Source organism: Roseovarius mucosus DSM 17069, from assembly GCF_000768555.3.
GTDB lineage: Bacteria > Pseudomonadota > Alphaproteobacteria > Rhodobacterales > Rhodobacteraceae > Roseovarius > Roseovarius mucosus.
Genome location: NZ_KN293981.1, coordinates 24,551 through 42,805 on the forward strand (window position 1 = coordinate 24,551; position 18,255 = coordinate 42,805).

General features: G+C 64.0%; 16 protein-coding genes. 6 read left to right on the forward strand and 10 right to left on the reverse strand.

Going from position 1 to position 18,255, the window contains the following annotated elements:
• The first annotated feature begins 287 nt into the window (after positions 1 to 287).
• From ROSMUC_RS13775 to ROSMUC_RS13795, 5 genes are all read left to right on the forward strand, one after another.
• On the forward strand, positions 288 to 1,301 hold the full coding sequence (locus ROSMUC_RS13775; RefSeq protein WP_037274263.1) for a TAXI family TRAP transporter solute-binding subunit: 1,014 nt from the start codon (positions 288 to 290) through the stop codon (positions 1,299 to 1,301).
• Positions 1,302 to 1,384: 83 nt separating this feature from the next.
• A complete protein-coding gene (locus ROSMUC_RS13780; RefSeq protein WP_037274266.1) occupies positions 1,385 to 3,418 on the forward strand; it encodes a TRAP transporter permease in 2,034 nt (677 codons plus the stop codon).
• A complete protein-coding gene (locus ROSMUC_RS13785) occupies positions 3,415 to 4,086 on the forward strand; it encodes a class I SAM-dependent methyltransferase (protein WP_037274579.1) in 672 nt (223 codons plus the stop codon). The genes ROSMUC_RS13780 and ROSMUC_RS13785 overlap by 4 nt, the downstream gene beginning before the upstream one ends.
• Positions 4,087 to 4,160: 74 nt before the next feature.
• Complete coding sequence (locus ROSMUC_RS13790) at positions 4,161 to 4,868, forward strand: DUF484 family protein (protein ID WP_037274269.1); 708 nt, start codon at positions 4,161 to 4,163, stop codon at positions 4,866 to 4,868.
• On the forward strand, positions 4,865 to 5,785 hold the full coding sequence (locus ROSMUC_RS13795) for a tyrosine recombinase XerC (RefSeq protein WP_037274272.1): 921 nt from the start codon (positions 4,865 to 4,867) through the stop codon (positions 5,783 to 5,785). Before ROSMUC_RS13790 ends, ROSMUC_RS13795 begins: the two co-directional genes overlap by 4 nt.
• Positions 5,786 to 5,807: 22 nt before the next feature.
• Here the strand turns inward: ROSMUC_RS13795 and ROSMUC_RS13800 are convergent, their stop codons facing one another.
• From ROSMUC_RS13800 to ROSMUC_RS13825, 6 genes are all read right to left on the reverse strand, one after another.
• Positions 5,808 to 6,776, reverse strand: a complete 969-nt coding sequence (locus ROSMUC_RS13800) for a CpsD/CapB family tyrosine-protein kinase (protein ID WP_052115363.1) — start codon at positions 6,774 to 6,776, stop codon at positions 5,808 to 5,810.
• Positions 6,777 to 6,943: 167 nt separating this feature from the next.
• Positions 6,944 to 9,052, reverse strand: coding sequence for an NAD-dependent epimerase/dehydratase family protein (locus tag ROSMUC_RS13805; RefSeq protein WP_037274276.1), 2,109 nt, complete (start codon positions 9,050 to 9,052; stop codon positions 6,944 to 6,946).
• Positions 9,053 to 9,061: 9 nt separating this feature from the next.
• On the reverse strand, positions 9,062 to 10,027 hold the full coding sequence (locus tag ROSMUC_RS13810) for a glycosyltransferase family 2 protein (RefSeq protein ID WP_037274279.1): 966 nt from the start codon (positions 10,025 to 10,027) through the stop codon (positions 9,062 to 9,064).
• Positions 10,024 to 11,271, reverse strand: a complete 1,248-nt coding sequence (locus ROSMUC_RS13815; RefSeq protein WP_037274282.1) for a glycosyltransferase — start codon at positions 11,269 to 11,271, stop codon at positions 10,024 to 10,026. The genes ROSMUC_RS13810 and ROSMUC_RS13815 overlap by 4 nt, the downstream gene beginning before the upstream one ends.
• On the reverse strand, positions 11,268 to 12,167 hold the full coding sequence (locus tag ROSMUC_RS13820; RefSeq protein ID WP_037274285.1) for an NAD-dependent epimerase/dehydratase family protein: 900 nt from the start codon (positions 12,165 to 12,167) through the stop codon (positions 11,268 to 11,270). Before ROSMUC_RS13820 ends, ROSMUC_RS13815 begins: the two co-directional genes overlap by 4 nt.
• Positions 12,158 to 13,312 carry a Gfo/Idh/MocA family protein gene (locus ROSMUC_RS13825; protein ID WP_052115364.1) on the reverse strand — a complete coding sequence of 385 codons (1,155 nt, stop codon included), beginning with the start codon at positions 13,310 to 13,312 and terminating at the stop codon, positions 12,158 to 12,160. Before ROSMUC_RS13825 ends, ROSMUC_RS13820 begins: the two co-directional genes overlap by 10 nt.
• A gap of 209 nt (positions 13,313 to 13,521) precedes the next feature.
• Here ROSMUC_RS13825 and ROSMUC_RS13830 point away from each other — a divergent pair, with 209 nt between their 5' ends.
• The gene (locus ROSMUC_RS13830; protein ID WP_037274586.1) at positions 13,522 to 14,271 is read left to right on the forward strand and encodes a WecB/TagA/CpsF family glycosyltransferase; all 750 of its coding nucleotides are present in this window, start codon (positions 13,522 to 13,524) and stop codon (positions 14,269 to 14,271) included.
• Here the strand turns inward: ROSMUC_RS13830 and ROSMUC_RS13835 are convergent.
• Genes ROSMUC_RS13835 through ROSMUC_RS13850 form a run of 4 tightly spaced genes read right to left on the reverse strand, consistent with a single transcriptional unit; the run spans position 14,225 to position 18,142 of the window.
• A complete protein-coding gene (locus tag ROSMUC_RS13835; RefSeq protein WP_206018456.1) occupies positions 14,225 to 15,175 on the reverse strand; it encodes a metal ABC transporter permease in 951 nt (316 codons plus the stop codon). The two genes, ROSMUC_RS13830 and ROSMUC_RS13835, sit on opposite strands and share 47 nt — an antisense overlap.
• Positions 15,175 to 16,374 (reverse strand): metal ABC transporter permease, encoded by a 1,200-nt coding sequence (locus ROSMUC_RS13840; protein ID WP_037274290.1) that lies wholly within the window; start codon positions 16,372 to 16,374, stop codon positions 15,175 to 15,177. Before ROSMUC_RS13840 ends, ROSMUC_RS13835 begins: the two co-directional genes overlap by 1 nt.
• Before the next feature lie 2 nt (positions 16,375 to 16,376).
• Entirely contained in the window at positions 16,377 to 17,168 is a 792-nt protein-coding gene (locus tag ROSMUC_RS13845; RefSeq protein WP_037274292.1) for a metal ABC transporter ATP-binding protein, read from the reverse strand.
• Entirely contained in the window at positions 17,165 to 18,142 is a 978-nt protein-coding gene (locus tag ROSMUC_RS13850) for a metal ABC transporter solute-binding protein, Zn/Mn family (protein WP_037274295.1), read from the reverse strand. Before ROSMUC_RS13850 ends, ROSMUC_RS13845 begins: the two co-directional genes overlap by 4 nt.
• Positions 18,143 to 18,255: the final 113 nt, after the last annotated feature.

Consider the following 18,255-nt stretch of genomic DNA (forward strand, 5'->3'; position numbering starts at 1 on the left):
CACTAAGGCCGCCCGCAAGAGACGCGGCACGCCATCCAGATCGAATTGGCGCAAGCCACATGCATGCAGGAAACGCCCCGCGGGACCATGCCACAAACCGCACCACGCGGCTGCGCGGCGCGCTCGGCCCGATGCTGCGCGCCATCGCGGCGCTTGATCTCTGCCGGTAACGGCCTTGCCATGACAGAGCGGTTTGCATAGCCTCTGAAGGGGTATCCCACAGGGATGCTGGACAAAAATGCGGGGCATTCGAAAGACTGCGCCCTTGCCTAATCAGGGAGAAACAGATGCAACAGCTTGTCAGGGGCGCACGCGGCCTCATCGTAGGAGCGGCGCTGGTGGTCGGAATGGCCACGGGCGCGCTCGCGCAGGACCTCAAATTCTTTACCATCGGGACCGGCGGCACCGCCTATACCTACTATCCGGTGGGTGGGGTCATCGCCAACGCCATCTCAAACCCGCCCGGCTCGCGCCCCTGCGAAGAGGGCGGAAGCTGTGGCGTCGCGGGCCTCATCGCTTCTGCCGTGTCGTCGCGCGGATCGGTGGACAACGTCAACGCGATCATGTCGGGCCTGCGCAATTCGGGCTTTGCCCAATCTGACGTCGCCTATTGGGCCTATACCGGCACCGGCACGATGGCAGGCCAGCCGCCCGCCGAGAAACTTCGCACCATTGCGGCGCTATTTGACGAGCATATTCACCTTGTCGCTCTTGCCGACAGCGGTATCCAAAGCGTAAAGGATCTGGCGGGCAAGCGCGTCTCGCTCGATGAGCCGGGCTCGGGCACCTATGTCGATGCAGGGCTCATCCTCGAGGCAAACGGCCTCTCGGTCGATGACGTGACCGCCGAGGCGCTCAAGGGCGATGCCGCCTCCGAAGCGCTGCGCAATGGCAAGATCGACGCCTTCTTTGTTGTCGCGGGCTATCCGGCAGGTTCCTTGGTGGAACTGGCCTCTGCCGCCGATATCAAGCTTGTGCCCATCTCGGGCGACGGCGCGGCGACGCTGACCGAGAAGTACAACTTTTTCTCGCAAAGCGCGATCCCAGAAGGCGTTTACGAAGGGGTTGGCGCCACAGAAACCGTGTCGGTGGGCGCACAGTGGTTCACCTCCGCCGATGAGGACGCCGAACTGATCTACGAGATCACCAAGGCGCTCTGGAACGAAAACTCGCGCAAACTGCTCGATGTCGGCCATGCCAAGGGTGCCACGATCACGCTTGAAACGGCGCTGAGTGGCGTGGGCGTGCCGCTCCACGACGGGGCCGAACGCTTTTACAAAGAGGCCGGGCTGATCAAGTGACCGGTTCCGCCTGACACCCAATCCCGGCCGCCGCACCCCGGTGGCCGGGATTTTCTTTCCCCTTTTCTACGCAGGACAACCCCATGGCCGATCCCGAACTGACCGCCGAAGAGCTGCACGAGATCGAGCGGAAATACGATCCCGAACTGGCCTTTCGTCCGACTGGGCGCAGCATCGCTGTGCTGGTCTCGGTCTGCCTTGTCGCCATGTCGGCCTATCATTTCTACGCCTCGGGCTTTGGCCTTGTGCGCGAACTACTGCATCGGGGAATTCACCTCTCTTTTGTTCTGGGCCTCGTCTTCCTGCTCTTTTCATGGCGGCGCAGCACCAGCACCACGCTGCCAGCGTCAGCTTGGTTTCGGCTCTCCGGTGTGCCCATTCTCGACCTTGTCTTTGCCATCATGGCGGTGGCGGCCGCGATGTATCTGCCTCTGCTGCCTCCTGCGGCGCTCTCGGTCCGGGTCGGCAACCCTTCGGAACTCGACGTGCTGATGGGCACGGCGCTCTTTGTGCTGACGCTCGAAGCGACACGACGCTCGGTAGGCCCTACGCTGCCGATCATTGCCCTAATCTTCGTGGCCTTTGCCATTTTTGGCCCCTACGCCCCCGGCGCCTTGAAACACGGCGGGGCCAGTTGGGGCGGGTTGATCAACCATCTCTATATGACCAACCAAGGCATCTACGGCATCGCCATCGGCGTCATGGCGCAATATGTGTTTCTATTTATCCTCTTTGGTGTATTGGCCACCCGCATCGGTCTGGGCCAGTTGTTCATCGACCTCGCCATGGTCATCGCGGGCCGCTACGCAGGCGGCCCGGCCAAGGTCGCGATCTTCTCCTCAGCCTTCATGGGGACCATCTCGGGCTCCTCCATCGCCAATACCGTGACCACCGGCGCGCTCACCATCCCGGCGATGAAACGAGTCGGCTATCCGCCGCATTTCGCCGGCGCGGTCGAGGCGACATCTTCGACCGGTGGCCAGATCACACCGCCCATTTTGGGCGCTGCAGCCTTTATCATGGTGGAATATCTGGAAATCCCGCTGCGCGACATTCTGGCGGCGGCGCTGTTCCCGGCCATGCTGCATTATTTTGGCATCTTCATCATGGTGCATTTGGAGGCGCGCAAGCTGGGCCTGCGCGGCCTCCGGGCGGATGAACTGCCACGCGCGGGGCTTGTCTTGCGGCAGCACTGGCTGTCGATCATTCCGCTTGGCATCCTCGTCTACCTCATCCTCAGCGGCAAGACCCCCGATTTCGCCGCCGTCTACGGCATCATCGCTTGTGTGGTCGTCGGTTTTCTCAACCCGGTCAACCGCCTCACTCTGGGCGACCTATGGCAGGCCTTGGCGGACGGCGCGCGCAACACACTCGCGGTGGGGGCCGCTGCCGCGACGGTGGGCGTGGTCGTGGGCGTTGTCACCCTGACCGGGGTGGGCTTTCGCCTGGGCTATGTGGTGGTGCAGACCGCGACCGACATGGGCGGCATGCTCAGCGAAATATGGCTCCTGAGTTATTTCACCCTGCAACAATGGGCGCTCTTCGTCTCGCTCGTGCTGATTGCGGTATCCTGCATCATCATGGGCGCAGGTATTCCTACGACCGCGACCTATATCATCCTTGTCGCGGTCGCAGCCCCTGCTCTTGCCCATTTGCAGGTCGAGCCGTTGGTGGCGCATTTCTTCGTCTTTTATTACGGCGTTCTGGCTGACATCACGCCCCCCGTCGCGCTTGCGGCCTATGCGGCAGCGGGCATCGCCGGGGCCAATCCGTTTCGCACCGGCAACACCGCCTTTCGCCTCGGGATTGCCAAGGCGTTGGTGCCCTTCGTCTTTGTGTATTCCCCGGCCCTCCTGCTGGTGACGGACGGGTTCACATGGTCAGCCTTCACCATCACGCTCACAGGCGCGATGCTGGGCATCGGCGGGCTGGGCGCCGCGTTCTCAGGCTATCTGCTGGCACCGATGCGCAGGTGGGAGCGATGGGCGGTGGGGCTGACCTCGCTCCTCTTCATCGCGCCGGGGCTCTCGACCATGGCAATCGGTCTCTTGCTCTGGTCGCCCATTCTCATCTTGCAATGGCGAAAGGCGCGGCGCGGTGGGGCTTTGCCCAGATGAAACCCCCGCAAAACCCCTATGACGTGGACGGCTTTCACGCCGAGGCGATCGCCGCCGGACGGCACCGTGACGTCGTGGGCGGGCGGTGGGATGAAACCGGTCGAGTGCAGATGACCCTTCTGCGCGATGCAGGCCTCTTGCCGCATCATCACCTGCTGGACATCGGCGCGGGGTCGTTGCGGTTGGGATGCAAGGCGGTTTCTTACCTTGAACCGGGGCATTACTGGGCCACGGATGCTTCGCGCGCGCTGATGCTTGCAGGACATGCGGCAGAACTGAATGAGCCTGCCCGCCTCAACCCCGATCACCTGATCGAGGATGCGCGGTTCGACTATCCCGCTGTGCCGGGGTGCATCACCCATGCCATCGCCTTTGCGGTCTTTCCGCATCTGCCTATGGCGTATTTGCGCCGCGCGCTCATTAACCTGCGCCGCTTCGACCAACTCGAGGTGTTTTTCTTTACCGTTTTCCTAGTCTCGGACGCCACCGAATCCGCGACCGCCTATCGGCAGCCAGACGGTGTCGTCACCCACGACATCCGCCCCCCCTATCACGTTCTGCCGCAGGATGTTGACCACATGGCCCGTGTAACGGGCTGGAGCGCGACACGCAGCCCGATGCGCTTGCCCCGTGGCCAAGTGCTCTTTACCGCGAGAGCGATCCACTGACCGCACTGCTGCATTTTCTTGCGGCATAATATTTTTGCATCTGCTAAGGTGCCGCAAACCCGAAAGAGGTCGGAATGAGCAGCAAGCCCGAAATGAACGATGCGCTGCGCGAACATATCATCGCGCAACCCGATCTGATCCTTGAAGATCAGGACCTGATGCGCGCGCTGATCGCGGCCAACGAGCGGGCGATGGGCGGGAATATCGTGGACCTGCGCGGCATTGCGATGGACCGGCTCGAGGCGCGTCTGGACCGGCTCGAGGACACGCATCGCTCGGTGATCGCGGCGGCCTATGAAAACCTTGCAGGCACCAATCAGGTGCATCGTGCGATTTTGCGCATGCTCGATCCCATCGAGTTTGAGGCCTTCCTGCGGGATCTGGGGGGCGAGGTGGCGCATATCCTGCGGGTGGATGCCGTGCGATTGGTGCTTGAATCAGTGCAGAACGATAGTGATCCGGCCGTGCGCCGCCTGGGCGATGTGCTCTCGGTCGCGGAGCCCGGTTTCATCAAATCCTATCTCACCGGCACGCGCGACGTGCCTGCCCGCCAAGTAACCCTGCGCCAGATCGACGAAGGCGATATGCGTGTCTATGGCCGCGAGGCGCCCTATCTACGCTCCGAGGCCTGTCTTTTGCTCGATTTTGGCGCGGACCGCCTGCCGGGCATGCTGGCCATGGGGGCCGAAGACCCGCATCAGTTCAGCCCGCAACAGGGGACTGATCTTTTGGCCTTTTTCGCAGGAGTCTTCGAGCGCACCATGCGCCGCTGGCTGTCATGATTTCAGAGGCCGCCCGCGACGCCCTGTCGGCGTGGCTGGCCACGCAAAAGGCGCTCAAGGGGGCCGCCGCGAACACGATCGACGCCTACGCCCGCGATGTCGGCGATTTCCTCCGCTTCATCACGCAACACTACGGCGAGACACAGGGTTTGGGCGCGCTGTCTCGTATCACCACCTCTGACATGCGCGCTTGGATGGCCCATACCCGAGGCGACGATGTCGGCCCCCGATCGCTCGCGCGCAAACTCTCGGCGGTCAAGAGTTTCTACCGCTGGCTGTCGGAGCGCGAAGAGTTCGAGCCGACCGCAGTCCTCTCTACCCGCTCACCCAAATTCCAGCGCAAACTGCCCCGCCCCCTCTCTCCCGAGGCGGCATCTGAGATGATCGAAACGCTCGACGCACAGAGCCTCACGCCCTGGATCGCCGCGCGGGATCAAGCGGTCGTCACCCTGCTCTATGGGTGCGGGCTGCGCATTTCCGAGGCGCTCAGCCTGACTGGCGCCGATCTTCCGCTAGGTCCGGCGTTGCGCATCATCGGCAAGGGCGGCAAGGAACGGCTGGTGCCTGTGATCGAACCGGCCCGCGCAGCAGTGGCGCACTATGTCCGTCTTTGCCCCTATGACATATCCCGCAACAGTCCGCTTTTCCTAGGGGCACGCGGCGGTGCGCTCAGTCCGCGTCTGATCCAGAAGGTGATGGAAAAGACCCGCGCACAGCTTGGCCTGCCCGCGACGGCAACGCCCCATGCCATGCGCCACAGCTTTGCCACGCATCTTTTAAACGCAGGCGGCGACTTGCGCGCCATTCAGGAGCTTCTGGGTCATGCGTCGCTCTCGACCACGCAGGCCTATACGGGCGTCGATACCGCGCGACTGATGGAGGTCTATGCCCGCGCCCATCCGCAAGGGGGCGGATGACGCGCGCGTCAGGCGATCCGCGTCAGTATCCGTATTTGGCGATACTCTCGCCCTCGGCCCGGTTCATCACCACACCCAACAGCGGCGTATCCGTGCCGAACCGCGCCTTGACGTCGCGGATATGCTGCGCGGTCGTGCGCCCGCCGCCCACCACGATCAACACCCCGTCGAATTGCGGACGGAACCCAAGGACATCGTCGTAATATAGCGCGGGCGGCATATCGAAAATCACCACATCCGGGGCAAGGCGGCGGTAGAGATCCTGCAACACCTCGCCCGTCTCGGGCGCGTGCAGGATTTCTGCGGCATAGGGTTCTGCCCGGTCGTTGAGGCCCATGGCCAGGGTCTGACCGATATTGAGCGCATTCTCCTCGGGGCAGGTCAGGAACCGCTGAAGCGGAATGTCACCGCTCAGAAACCCGGCCATGCGACCGGGGTCGGGCTGCCCCAGAGTATGCGCCAGTGACGGGCGGCGCAGGTCCATATCCATCAGCACGGAGCGCACGCTCGATTGCCGTGACAGGCTGATCGCGAGATTGGCCGCAACAAAGGATTTACCGCAATCGGGCGTGGGCGAAGTGATCGCCACGCGGTGCCAGCCATGGGTGCGCAGCGCTGCCAAGAGCTTGGTGCGCAGCACATCGAACGCCACATGCGCAGGGTCCTCACGCGTGGCGGAAATGAGGCGATGCTTGGCCAGATGTTTGGGGTCAAGCACGACCCGGCGCAGCGCAGGCCAGAGCAGCGGCTCGGGCTCGGGCTCGGGCTCGGGCTCGGGCTCGGGCTCGGGCTCGGGCTCGGGCTCGGAAAGCTCTAACGATTCGGGAGGGGCGGCAAGCGCCGTTTCCTCTTGCGCAATCTCGTCTTGCGCAGGCGCTTCAGGCTCGGGCGTATCGACAACCTGCGGCACCTCATCGTCCGCCTCGGCCTCCATTTCGGCCCGGCGGGCAGCGCGGCGGCGCATGTATTCTTCATGGCGTTTGAGGGTCATGACAGCACCCCATGACACAGCCCCGCGCCAGGGCGCGTGCCTGTGGGTTTGCCGGGGGTGGCCTGTCCTGCCATTGCAAGGTCTCCTGCCTGTTGGCACAGATATGCCCGGCAATTCCGGCAACAATGCGACCAAAACTTAGGGATTGTATGCCGCCGATTCATATCTCAAAAGCCAAGCAACCCGGCGCGATCCACGGCCTCTTGCAGGAATTCCTCACGGTTCGACACCGGCGTCCAGCCCAACAAGGCCTTGGGTTTGGTATTGTCGAACTGAGCGTAATGCGCCCGCGACTGCCAATCCCGTAGCGAGGCGCGGATCACGCCGGAGCGGCGGAGGGCATGGGTCTTGAGCACGGATTTGACCGCATCCGCCGCACACATTGCCGTGAGATTACCGGAACTCACGCGAATTCGCGCTCCAAGCCGCATATGGATCGCGTTGAAGTAACTGCGCGCCGTCAGGGGCACATCGCCTACAAGGTTGAAGGATTGGCCCGGCGCGGCCCCGCTCTCGCCCATGCGGATAAGCCCGTCGGAGACATCCCCGATCAGCACGAAGGGCAGCGGGTTATCCCCTGTCCCCCAAAGACGTACCGCCCCCGCCCCATGCCATCGCCCGATGCCCCAATGCTGCAACGGCCCTCCCTGTCCGACCACGATGCCGGGCCGCGCGATGGTCAGCGGCAGGCCATGATCACGCGCCATCTCCCACAGCCGCCGCTCGCATTCCGCCTTGGAGCGGGCGTAGAGATTGCGGTCGGTCATATCCTGCGCGAAGGGCGTCGATTCAGTGATCACCGTTTGCGGGTTGGACATGTCATAAGACGCAATCGTCCCGGTATAGACAAAACGCTTGACCCCAGCCGCCTGTGCTGCCCGCGCAATGCGGTCGGACACGGCCACATCGTTTTCCAGACAATCCTCCCATGTGGTGCCCAAAGCACGGGCAAGGTTGTAAACAACCTCTATGCCTTGCATCGCATGGCGGAGCCCTTCCTCATCACGCAAGCTGACTGCGCAGGTCTCGATGCTCTCGGGCAGGTCGTCAAACGGGCCATGCGCCCCGCGCGAAAGAACGCGCACATCCTGTCCCCGCGCAACGAGCCTGCGCGTGAGGTCACGACCCAGAAAACCGGTGCCTCCGATGACAAGGGCGGTGGGATTTGGCCTGCGCCGGGGCTTGGGCGGGGTCCAAGTCTCGCGGCCCTGATCGGGCATAAGGGCAATCGCCGCGTCAATCGCACGCATCACCCCCTCTGCGGCCGCCCCGTCAAACCGCGTATCCAGCGGCTTGCCGTCGCGGATGGCACCATAAAACGCCTCGAATGTGCCAGCAAAGCCAAGGGCATAGGGCGATTTTCTGTTCAGCGATCCAATTTGCCGCGCGGCATTGCCGATGCCGTCGCGCAAATGCCCCCATGCCCCGCCCATTTGGCGCAGAAAAGGGTTGAGGACTAGATCAGCGGTGTTCTCATGGCTGACGCTCAGCACATCGGCGGCATAATCCAGCCGTGCCAGCCCCGAGGACCCGCGCAACGTAACAGAGCGGTCATCGACGCTCTCGACCAATTGCATGTTGAATGCGATATCGACGCCGCCCGCCTCTGCGGTGATCCGCCAGCTTTGCGGCCGCGTCCCCGCACCCGGCAGCGCCACCGGCTTGCCCAGATAGAGCCCGGTCACTGTGACAGGACCAAAGAGGTCATGGGCAAAGGCAAAAAGATGCGGTCCAAGCTCCAATAACAGGTTGCGCGGCTCACGCAAAAGCCAGAGGCCATAGGGACCAGAACGCAATGGGGCGAGGGGCAAGGCCCATGTCATCTCGGCGCTCGAAATACGGCCCAAGTCACCCCGCGCAATCTGCTGCTTGAGCCGTTGATAGCTGGGCAGCCCGAGGAAATTGTGACCGGCGGCAAAATGGCGATCCGCCGCCCGCGCCACATTGGCAATTCCGGCGGTTTCGTCCCCCGAGAGGGCCACCGGCTTTTCCACCAACACATGCAGCCCCGCCGCCAAACATTTGCGTGCCAAAACCGCGTGGCTATCTGGGGGCGTCAGGATATGCACCGCCTCGACCGTTCCGCTCGCGATCATATCGTCGAGCGCGGAGAACGCCTGTGCTCCATGCGCCGCCGCCAACCCATCGGCGGCCGAGGCCGACAGATCGCAAACCGCCGACAAACGCGCACCCGGCGTCAGCTTTAACGCCCCCGCGTGCCAGCCCGCGATATAGCCCGCACCGATGAGACCCACGTTGATCCGTTTATCCACCATGAAAATTGCTCACTTATATTCGATGATCCGCATTGCCGCACCCCGCCGCTTGCGCAAGCGATAGGTGAGCATGCCAATCAGGTTTGGAAATTTGGACAGGCTGAGAAAGACCGCCTGATGCAGCGCCGCCCGTGTGGCCATTCCAGACTTGCGCAATCCCTGCGCCGTCTTGACATAGGACATCGCGTAGGCAGCCACCACAGCCACCAAAAGCGGAAACCAGAAGAGCCCCGCGAAAGCCAACAGAGGCAGGACCAGACCATAGACCCAGACTCGCGCCCTCTCTCGCGCGAAGTAGCCGGGGTGCATATCCCCAACTTGCGCAAACCCATGCCCCGTCCGGACCGCGCGCCGCCACCATTGCCCAAAAGTTCGCATCGCGGCATCGTGCCGGGTCATCGGATGCGGCAACCGGATCAGGCGCCACCCTGCCTTGCGCAGCCGTTGACACAACTCGTCATCCTCGGCGGCGATAATTGACCCGTCAAAGCCGCCGACCTCTTGATAGGCTGCAACGCGAACCATCATGTCGCCGCCACACGCGGTAATTTCTCCTGCCGGTCGGTGCCACTCATGATCGCACAGCGCATTGTAGACCGACGCCTCGGGGTGAATTTCCGAGCGCCAGCCGGTCACAAGGCCGATTCCATCATCCGCCATCAGCGCCGCCGCCGCCCGGTCGATCCAGTCTGGCACCACGATGCAATCACCGTCGATGAATTGCACCGCGTCGGGCCAGTGCGGGGCCAGTGCGGCAAAACCCGCGTTGCGCGCGCGCGCGGCGGTAAAGGGTGTGGATGTGTCCAACTCCACCACCTCGGCCCCTGCCGCCCGCGCCGCCGCCACGCTGCCGTCGGTCGAGCCGCTATCGACATAGACCACCCGCAGCCCCTGCCCGTTGAGCGAGGCCAGGCTTGCGACGAGACGCGCACCCTCATTCCGCCCGATCAGAACAACCGCAATGCGCAGGGTCATGTGGTGGCCTTTGGTCGGAGGGATTTAGGCGGAACACCCGCGGAGTAGCCTGCAAAGAGCGCGGCAAGCCATGCCGCCTCGTGATCCGAGGCGAACTCGGCCTCAACCCGCAGCCGTCCCGCCTCGCCCACGTCTCGGCACAGGTGCTTATCGTACAGCAAGCGCCCAATTGCCGCTTGGAGGGCATGGACATCACCGGGGGGCACCAAGAGACCACTCACACCGTCCTCGACCAGTTCCGGCACGCCCGCGATACGCGTTGTCACGACCGGCACCCGCGCCGCCATCGCTTCCATCAGAACGACCGGCACGCCTTCGGCAAAGCTGGGCAGGACAAGAGCCGTCGCCGTGCGCAGCAGGTCCGCCACCTCGGCCTGAGATTTGTAACCTGCAAAGGTGATACGCGACGTTAGGACCATTTCGCGGGCACGCCGCTCCAGTGACGCGCGCTCTGGCCCGTCGCCCACCAGCGTCAGGTGCAGCGCGGGATGATCCGGGCTCAGGTCACGCAGGACGTCAAAGAGCATCGGCACGCCTTTGACTGCCGCCAGACGGCCCACAAAGAGCAATTGCGCTGGTGCAGGCGTGGCGGGGTGGTCATAGCGCGCGGGATCAACCCCGCAATGCACGATATGCAACTTGTGCCAATGCCGGGGGTCGGAAAAGGCCATCGCCTGCGAGCGGGCGAAATGGCTGATACAGGCGACAAAGCGCGCGCGGGCAATCTTTTCATCCAATCGCCAGCGATAGGGTTCGTAAAAGATATCCGGCCCGTGCAGCGTGAAGCTATAGGGAATGCCTGACATTTCGGACATGAGCATCGCCACCGTGCAGCTCGATTTGGCGATGTGGTTGTGCAGATGCGTCAGGCCACGGGCGCGCAGATGCTGCGCCAGAACGGCAGCCTCGGCAAGATAGATGAACTGGTATAGCGTCGCCTTGATGCCCCCGGGGCTGGTGCGCCACGCCAGACGCAAGGCGCGCAGCCACGCCCCCGGCCTGCGCCATGCCGCCAGATGCGCCGCGATCAGGCGGCGGGGCGAGCGGGCGGTTTCCAACACGTGAAACGTGCCTGCCGCCTCAGCCCGCTGTTCGGGTCCGGTGTGATGTTCGGCCCCGGTGCGGCGGATCGAACAGGTTTCGACCATGAGCCCCTGCGCGCGCAAGGCCGCCACCTCGCGCTGGATGAAGGTATCGGTGGCGCGAGGATACTCGCCAGTCAGATACGCGATGCGCAGGCTCATGTCGCCCCCTCCTGCGCCCGCGCCAGGGCGGTGTCGAAATCATCCTGCGGCACCCATCCAAGCGCCAACTCCGCCGCCGTGATGTCATAGCGAACCGGTCGCATCCGTGCGCGCAGGACGGCAGGGCGCAAGAGGCCCGGCACGCGCGCGCCAAGGGGTGAGAGAAACCATGCCAGGGGAACAAGCAGGCGCCAGTTGAGCGGCAGCACATGGCGGGGCCAGCCTGTGCGCCGCAGCGCCGCGACGTATCGCGCCCGCGAAGGCCGATCCGCCCCGAGAATATTCAGTGCCCGCCCCTCGCCCGATGCCTCTGCACCCAGAACAAAGGCGCGCGCGCAATCTCTGAGCGACACCACAGGCACCTCGCCCCCCCGCTCCATCAGGATAAGCGTGCGGCCGATCATCGGCCCCAGATGCACAGTCATCACCCGATCCGGCCCAAGGATCGCACCGGGACGCAGGATCGTATGGCGAAGGCCGCTGTCACGCATCAAGTCTTCCTGTGCCAGCTTGGCGCGGGCATAGGCATCGCGCCGCTCCGGTCGATCCTCGAGCGGCGTGGCCTCGGTGACAACGCCCGATGCATCGGCGCTATAGACGGCAATGGAGCTGGCCAGCACCAGACGTGGCGGAAGGGGCTGCGCCTGCATGGCGGCAATGAGGCACCGCGTGGCGCTGAGCGTATCGCGCGACTGCACGGCCCAATCCCCGGAAAGAGAGCCCGCCAGATGGATCACGCACTCTATCCCGTCCAGAAACCCGCTAAGGTCCCCTGTTGCCAGATCGACTTCGGCGCGCGTCACTTGGCGTACCGTGTGCCCTCGCGCGCGGGCTTCTGCAACCACGGCGCGGCCCAGAAACCCACCGGCTCCGGTTACAAGTAGGTTCAGGCCCATGTTGCCACCTCCATCGGGGCACAGCGGCTCTCGATCTCCACCACGCCACTGGGGCCCTGAAGGGCAAGCGTCACCTCGGTCAGGTGCAGCGCCATGGCGTTGGTCAACCGACAGGCGCGCCCTTCGGCCAGAGCCGCCAACATCTCGGCTGGACCAAGCGCGAAGTTCATCGACGCCGCCCCCCACCGCCCCACCTTGGGATGAGAGGGACCTCGCGCGCGGATGCGCCGCCCAAATGGATGCTCGATCAACCTGCGCCGCAGCGTGAAACGGCGGTGAAATCGCACAGCGGCTGCATTGTTCCACACCTCGCGCACCTGCAAAACGCCCTTGTCCCCAAAAACCCGCAGGCGGTGATCATGGGAGGCCACAATCGAGCAGGTGAGCCGCGCCATCGGACCTGTCTCGAAATGCAGCGTGGAAACCGAAACATCGGGCGCGTGCGCGTCACCGGGTTTGTCCGGGATAACCTCGGCAGAGGCCGACACCACCCGCGTCACGCTGCCGAACATGGCGATGAGCCAGCTTAGCACATAGCCCGCATGCTCCAGCGTGCAGCCAACCGCGAATTCATCGGCATGAGGCCACGGTGCTCCGCTCTCGCTCTGCCATTTGGCGTAGGGGGCTTGGGGGATGAACCCGTCGTCCATCTCGGCATAGATCAGCCGCGGCGTGCCCGCCACCCCGCGCCGCACCGCGCCGATCAGCACCTGCGCCGCCTCGCCCAACACAGATGAAGGCGCCGAGGCCAACATCAGCCCACGCGCCTCTGCCAGATCATGCAGGGCGCAGGCCTGCGACCGCTCCAGCGTCAGGGGCTTTTCACACCACACATGATGCCCTGCCTCCAGACAGGCGCGGCTCACGGCATAATGCGCCGAGGGGTTGGTCAGGTTCAGCACGACATCGTCGGGACCAAGCCGCGCCAAAAGCGCCGCAAGCGTCGGTTCCGCCACAACGCCCCAATGCGCCGCAAAGGCAGCCAGTCGCGCCGGGTCATGGTCGTGGACTGCGATCACGGCAATCTCGGGATGGGCCGCGAGCGACCGCATGTAGAGATCGGCCACGAATCCGCAACCCACCAGCGCCACGCGCCCCAGCCTTGCCTCTCGGCTGCTGTTCTCTTTGCCCTCTGCCTGCATCATTGCCCCTGTGTCTCGTCCTCTGGATAATCACAGGATCATGGCGAGAATCTGACCATTTCCCTACGGTTTCAAGCCTTTGAACACCTCTGATGCGACACGGTCACAGCCAAGCGCCGCGTCGCCGCGAAAGTCGCATAATTTCGCCCTAGTGTTACCATGGGCTGGGTTTGATATAGCATCAAAGTCCGCGACTGTTGCAGGGGGATCGGGTGGAATTTCGTATTCAGGATCAGGTGATACGCATTTCGCCCCGAGACGCTTCGCGCTTGCTGTCGGTCCTCACCGAGCGGTTGCAGGATCGGCGCGGCTTTGCTTTGGCAACGCTCAATCTCGATCATCTGGTAAAGTTGCGTCACGATTCTGCGTTTCTGGCGGCCTATATGCAGCATGATCTGGTGGTTGCGGATGGCAATCCGGTGGTGTGGCTATCGCGGATTGCCCGGCGTCCGGTGGGGCTGGTGCCAGGGGCAGATATGGTGGTGCCAATTGCACGCCTGGCGGCCGAGGCGGGGGTCAGCGTGGCCCTTGTGGGGAGCACCGAAGATGCCCTGCGCGCCGCAGGCGAGGGTCTCTGCGCCCACGTGCCGGGGCTGGTGATCGCCGCGCGGATCGCGCCGCCCATGGGGTTCGATCCGGCGGGCCAACAGGGGGCCGAGGTGATCGCCGCGCTGCGCGCCTCTGGCGCGGGGCTCTGCCTTTTGGCGCTTGGCGCGCCCAGGCAAGAGATTTTCGCCGCGCGCGCCCACACCGCTCTCCCGCAAATGGGCTTTGCCAGCATCGGGGCCGGGCTCGATTTCATCGCAGGGGTACAGCCGCGTGCACCTCTTTGGATGCGACGTCTGGCACTTGAATGGCTGTGGCGCGCGCTCTCAAGCCCGCGTCGGATGCTGCCGCGCTATGCGCGCTGTGCGGCTATTCTACCGGGCTTGATAATTGCGGCGTGGCGCCTGCGCCGCTAACGCTCTGCCTCTGTGGGCCCCATAGTGCCGCGGCCCCAAGGATCACGCCCGAGACCGTGGCGATCATGCCGGCCGCGCTGACTGCATTGTCATAGCCCAGCCAGAGCGGACCATAACCCGCCAGGACATAGCCCAAGACCGCCGACAGCGTGGCAAAAACAACGCTCCACGCCACCTGACGCCCCAAGCGGTCCGTCATCAGCCGCGCACTTGCGGGCGGGCATATGAACATCGCGATCACGATGATCGAACCCACCGCGTCAAAGGCAGCCACCGCCGACACAGCCGCCACTGCCACCAATGCCAACCCTAAAATGGCTGTGGGGATGCCCATGGCGCGGGCGAACCCCTCGTCAAAGGTGGCCATCACGAACGGCCGCCAAAGCAGCGCAACGAAGAGAGCGGTGAAGGCCAGTACAGCACCCATGCGCCCCAATTCGGGCGGCAGTCCAGCCAAGGCCGCCGGATCAGTCAGCGCCCCCCAGCCGTAACCATCCAGCCAGATCAGGCTTTCGAGATTGCCGTAGAGGGCGTGTTGCACATCGAGATGCACGCCGGACGCAGCGCTTTGTTCCAAGAGCAGCACACCGCCCGCAAACATGGCGGTAAAGACCACGCCCATCGCCGCCCCCGGCTCGATCCGGCCCAAGCGGCGGATTGTCTCGATCAGGATGACAGCCACCAGCGCCGCCGCGGCCGCCCCCAACATCATCGGTCCGGTGGCAACCATCCCGGTGACAAGGAACCCGGCCACGATCCCCGGCAACACCACATGGCTGATCGCATCGCCGATCAGCGCCTGCCGCCGCAAAAGCAGGAAGTTCCCCGGCAGCGCACAGGCCACCGCCGCCGCAATGCCAATCAGCAGCGGCGTGAGCGACAGCATAACAAAATCCTGTCCCATCACACCGCCCCCTCTGGCCCAAGCCCCCGGTCAAGGGCTGCAATCTGATCGCCTGTCAGCACCTCTTCCAAGGGTGTCAGCCCGTCATAGCGTGCCGCTGCCGCCTCGAACGCCGGGTCCGAGCGCAGGATTTGCCAACGCCGCTCGTCCAGGCGCGCGCGTGCCGCCATGGCGCGCCCTGCCTCGGTCGCAACCCCATCCGCCCGCGCCAGCCCGGCCCGGCGCATCAGGCGCAAGGTCAACGGTTCATAAACCGGCTGCCCGGCCCCCAGCGCCAACAATCCTTGCCGCAGATGCACTCGCCGCTGAAACCGCATATGCCGTACCGACGCCGCAAGCACGCCACGCCCCGGTGCCACCAAGAGCGACAGCACGAACAGCGCAAAGGCCGCCAACACAATGAGCGGTCCGGTGGGCAGGTCCGGCGCCGTTGCAGAAACCGCGGCCCCAAGATAGCCCGCCAGCCCGCCAATGATCCCTGCAATGACCACCACATTACCTGCACGTTCGGACCAGAACCTCGCCGCCACCGGCGGAATGATCAAGAGCGCCACGATGAGCACGAGGCCCACCACCTTGAGTCCCGTCACGGTGATGGCCAATGCCAACCCCATCATCGCCAGGTCGACACGTGCCAGCCGCATCCCCTGCCCCACCGCATATTCGGGGTCAAAAGCCACGAGGATCATGGGCCGATGCAAGAGACGCACCAGCGCGAGCACCGCAGCGCCACCCAAGGCAATGGTCAGCGCCTCATCGCGCAGCATCCCCGCCGTGGCCCCGAGAAGAAAGGTCTCAAGCCCTGCCTGACGCCCGGCATCCATTACCTGCACCACTGTCAGCAGGACAACGCCGAAGCCGAAGAATACCGACAGGACCGCGCCAATCGCTGCATCTTCATGCAAGCGCGTGTGCGTTGTCAGCCATGTGACGGCGAGTAGGCCAAGCCCCGCCGACAGCGCCGCCCCCAGCATGAGGCCGGGCAGAAACCGACCTTCGCCGCCGAGCGCTACCATCAGCATGAATCCCAGAACGACGCCAGGCAGAGTGGCATGGCTGATGGCATCCGACACCAGCGCACGCTTGCCCAGATAGAGATAGGTGCCTGTGGCCCCTGCGCCCACGCCCAGCATCATGGCCCCCAGCGTGACCAGCGTGGCGTTGTATCCCAGTTGCAGGGTGAGCGCGTCCCAAAGCATGCTCAGCCCGCCGCCGCGCCACCCATTTGCGCGAGCGCCAGCCGACCGCCATAGGCGGTTTGCAAATGGTCCGGGGTAAACACCTCGGTCACCGGTCCTTCGGCAATTGCGGTGGTGTTGATGAGAAACACGCGGTCGAAATAATCTGCCACCGTGGCCAGATCGTGATGCACGGCAATCACCGTCTTGCCCTCGGCCCGAAGCTCTTGCAGCACCGCGATGATTGCCTTTTCCGTGGCCGCATCGACCCCGGCAAAGGGCTCGTCCAAGAGATACAAATCCGCCTCTTGCGCCAAGGCCCGCGCGAGGAACACCCGCTGTTGCTGCCCGCCCGAAAGCTGCCCGATCTGACGATGGGCAAAGCCCGCCATGCCAACGCGATCAAGACAGGCCATCGCGCGGGTGCGGTGGCTGGCCCGCACTCGACCCAATAGGCCGAGTTCACGGGTGAGACCCATCATCACCACATCGAGCACACGGGCCGGAAAATCCCAATCCACACTGGCACGCTGCGGAACATAGGCAATCCGCGCGCGCTGATCATTAAGCGGGCGGCCGAGGCTTGTGACTTGCCCTGACAATGGCCGTATGATCCCGAGCGCCGCCTTGAGCAGCGTCGATTTGCCCGCACCATTCGGGCCGACGATAGCTGTCATCTGACCGGGGCGAAAACTGACATCAACGGAGAAAACCGCAGGCTTTTCACCATAGGACACTGTCAGACCCCGGATCGACAGAGGGCTGTCAGTATCGGGTGCGGGCCGTGATCCGACCAGTTCCAATGGCATTCTCATCCCCCTACTGACAGGTTTCCATCCATGCCCCGCGCCGGGGCGCTGCCGCCGAGGGCAATGGCAATGGTGGTCACATTATGATCAATCATACCAAGATAGCTACCTTCGTAGGTGCCGGGCGTGCCCATGGCATCCGAGAAAAGCTCGCCGCCGACGATCACCTCATGGCCCTGCGCCGCCGCTCCCTCGATCAGCGCGCGGATATTGCGATCCGAAACGGTGCTCTCGACAAACACCGCCCTGATTTGACGGCTGACCAACAGATCAACGAGATCACGGATACGCGCGAGACCGGCCTCGGATTCCGTGGACAGCCCCTGGATACCCTCGACGCGGTAGCCATAGGCGCGGCCAAAATAGCCAAAGGCGTCATGCGCCGTGACCAGCACGCGCGCCGGTTCAGGCACCGAGGCCAAAACATCCTTTGCATAGATGCCCAGCCGCGCCAAATCGTCCTTGTAGCGCGCGGCATTGGCAACAAAGAGCGGCGCACTCTCAGGTCTTGCGGCACTCAGCGCCTCGGCGATGCGGTCCACCACTGCGGACCATAATTCCGGCACCATCCAGACGTGAGGATCATAACGCCCTTCGTAATCCTCATGCGCGATGCGCGCGCTCTCCGGCACCGCCTCGCCAACGGCAACGACCGGCGACCGCGCCGCGAGTTTGAGGAGAAACTCCTCCATCTGCGCCTCGAGATAGAGACCGTGCCAGAGCACCAGATCGGCACGCGCGAGGGCGGCAATATCGCTGCGGGTCTGACGGTAAGAATGCGGATCGATCCCCGGTCCCATTAGGGCGCGCACGGCAACCCGGTCACCGCCCACAACGCGGGCCGCATCTGCAATCATGCCGGTGGTAGCGACCACCTCTAACGGGGCGGTTTGGGCAAAGGCTGGACGCGAGGTGAGGGCCACGGCACCCAGCGCAAGGCCAAGCACGCGGCGGCGGGTCAGTGAGGGAAGAGATTTCATAGGCTGCAACATGAGAATGAATATGAGAATTATTCGCAATAAGTCAAGGTCCCTCCAGCCGATTGATCCCCCTCCACTTTCATGCCACCGTCGCGACAGAGGCACGAGGGAGG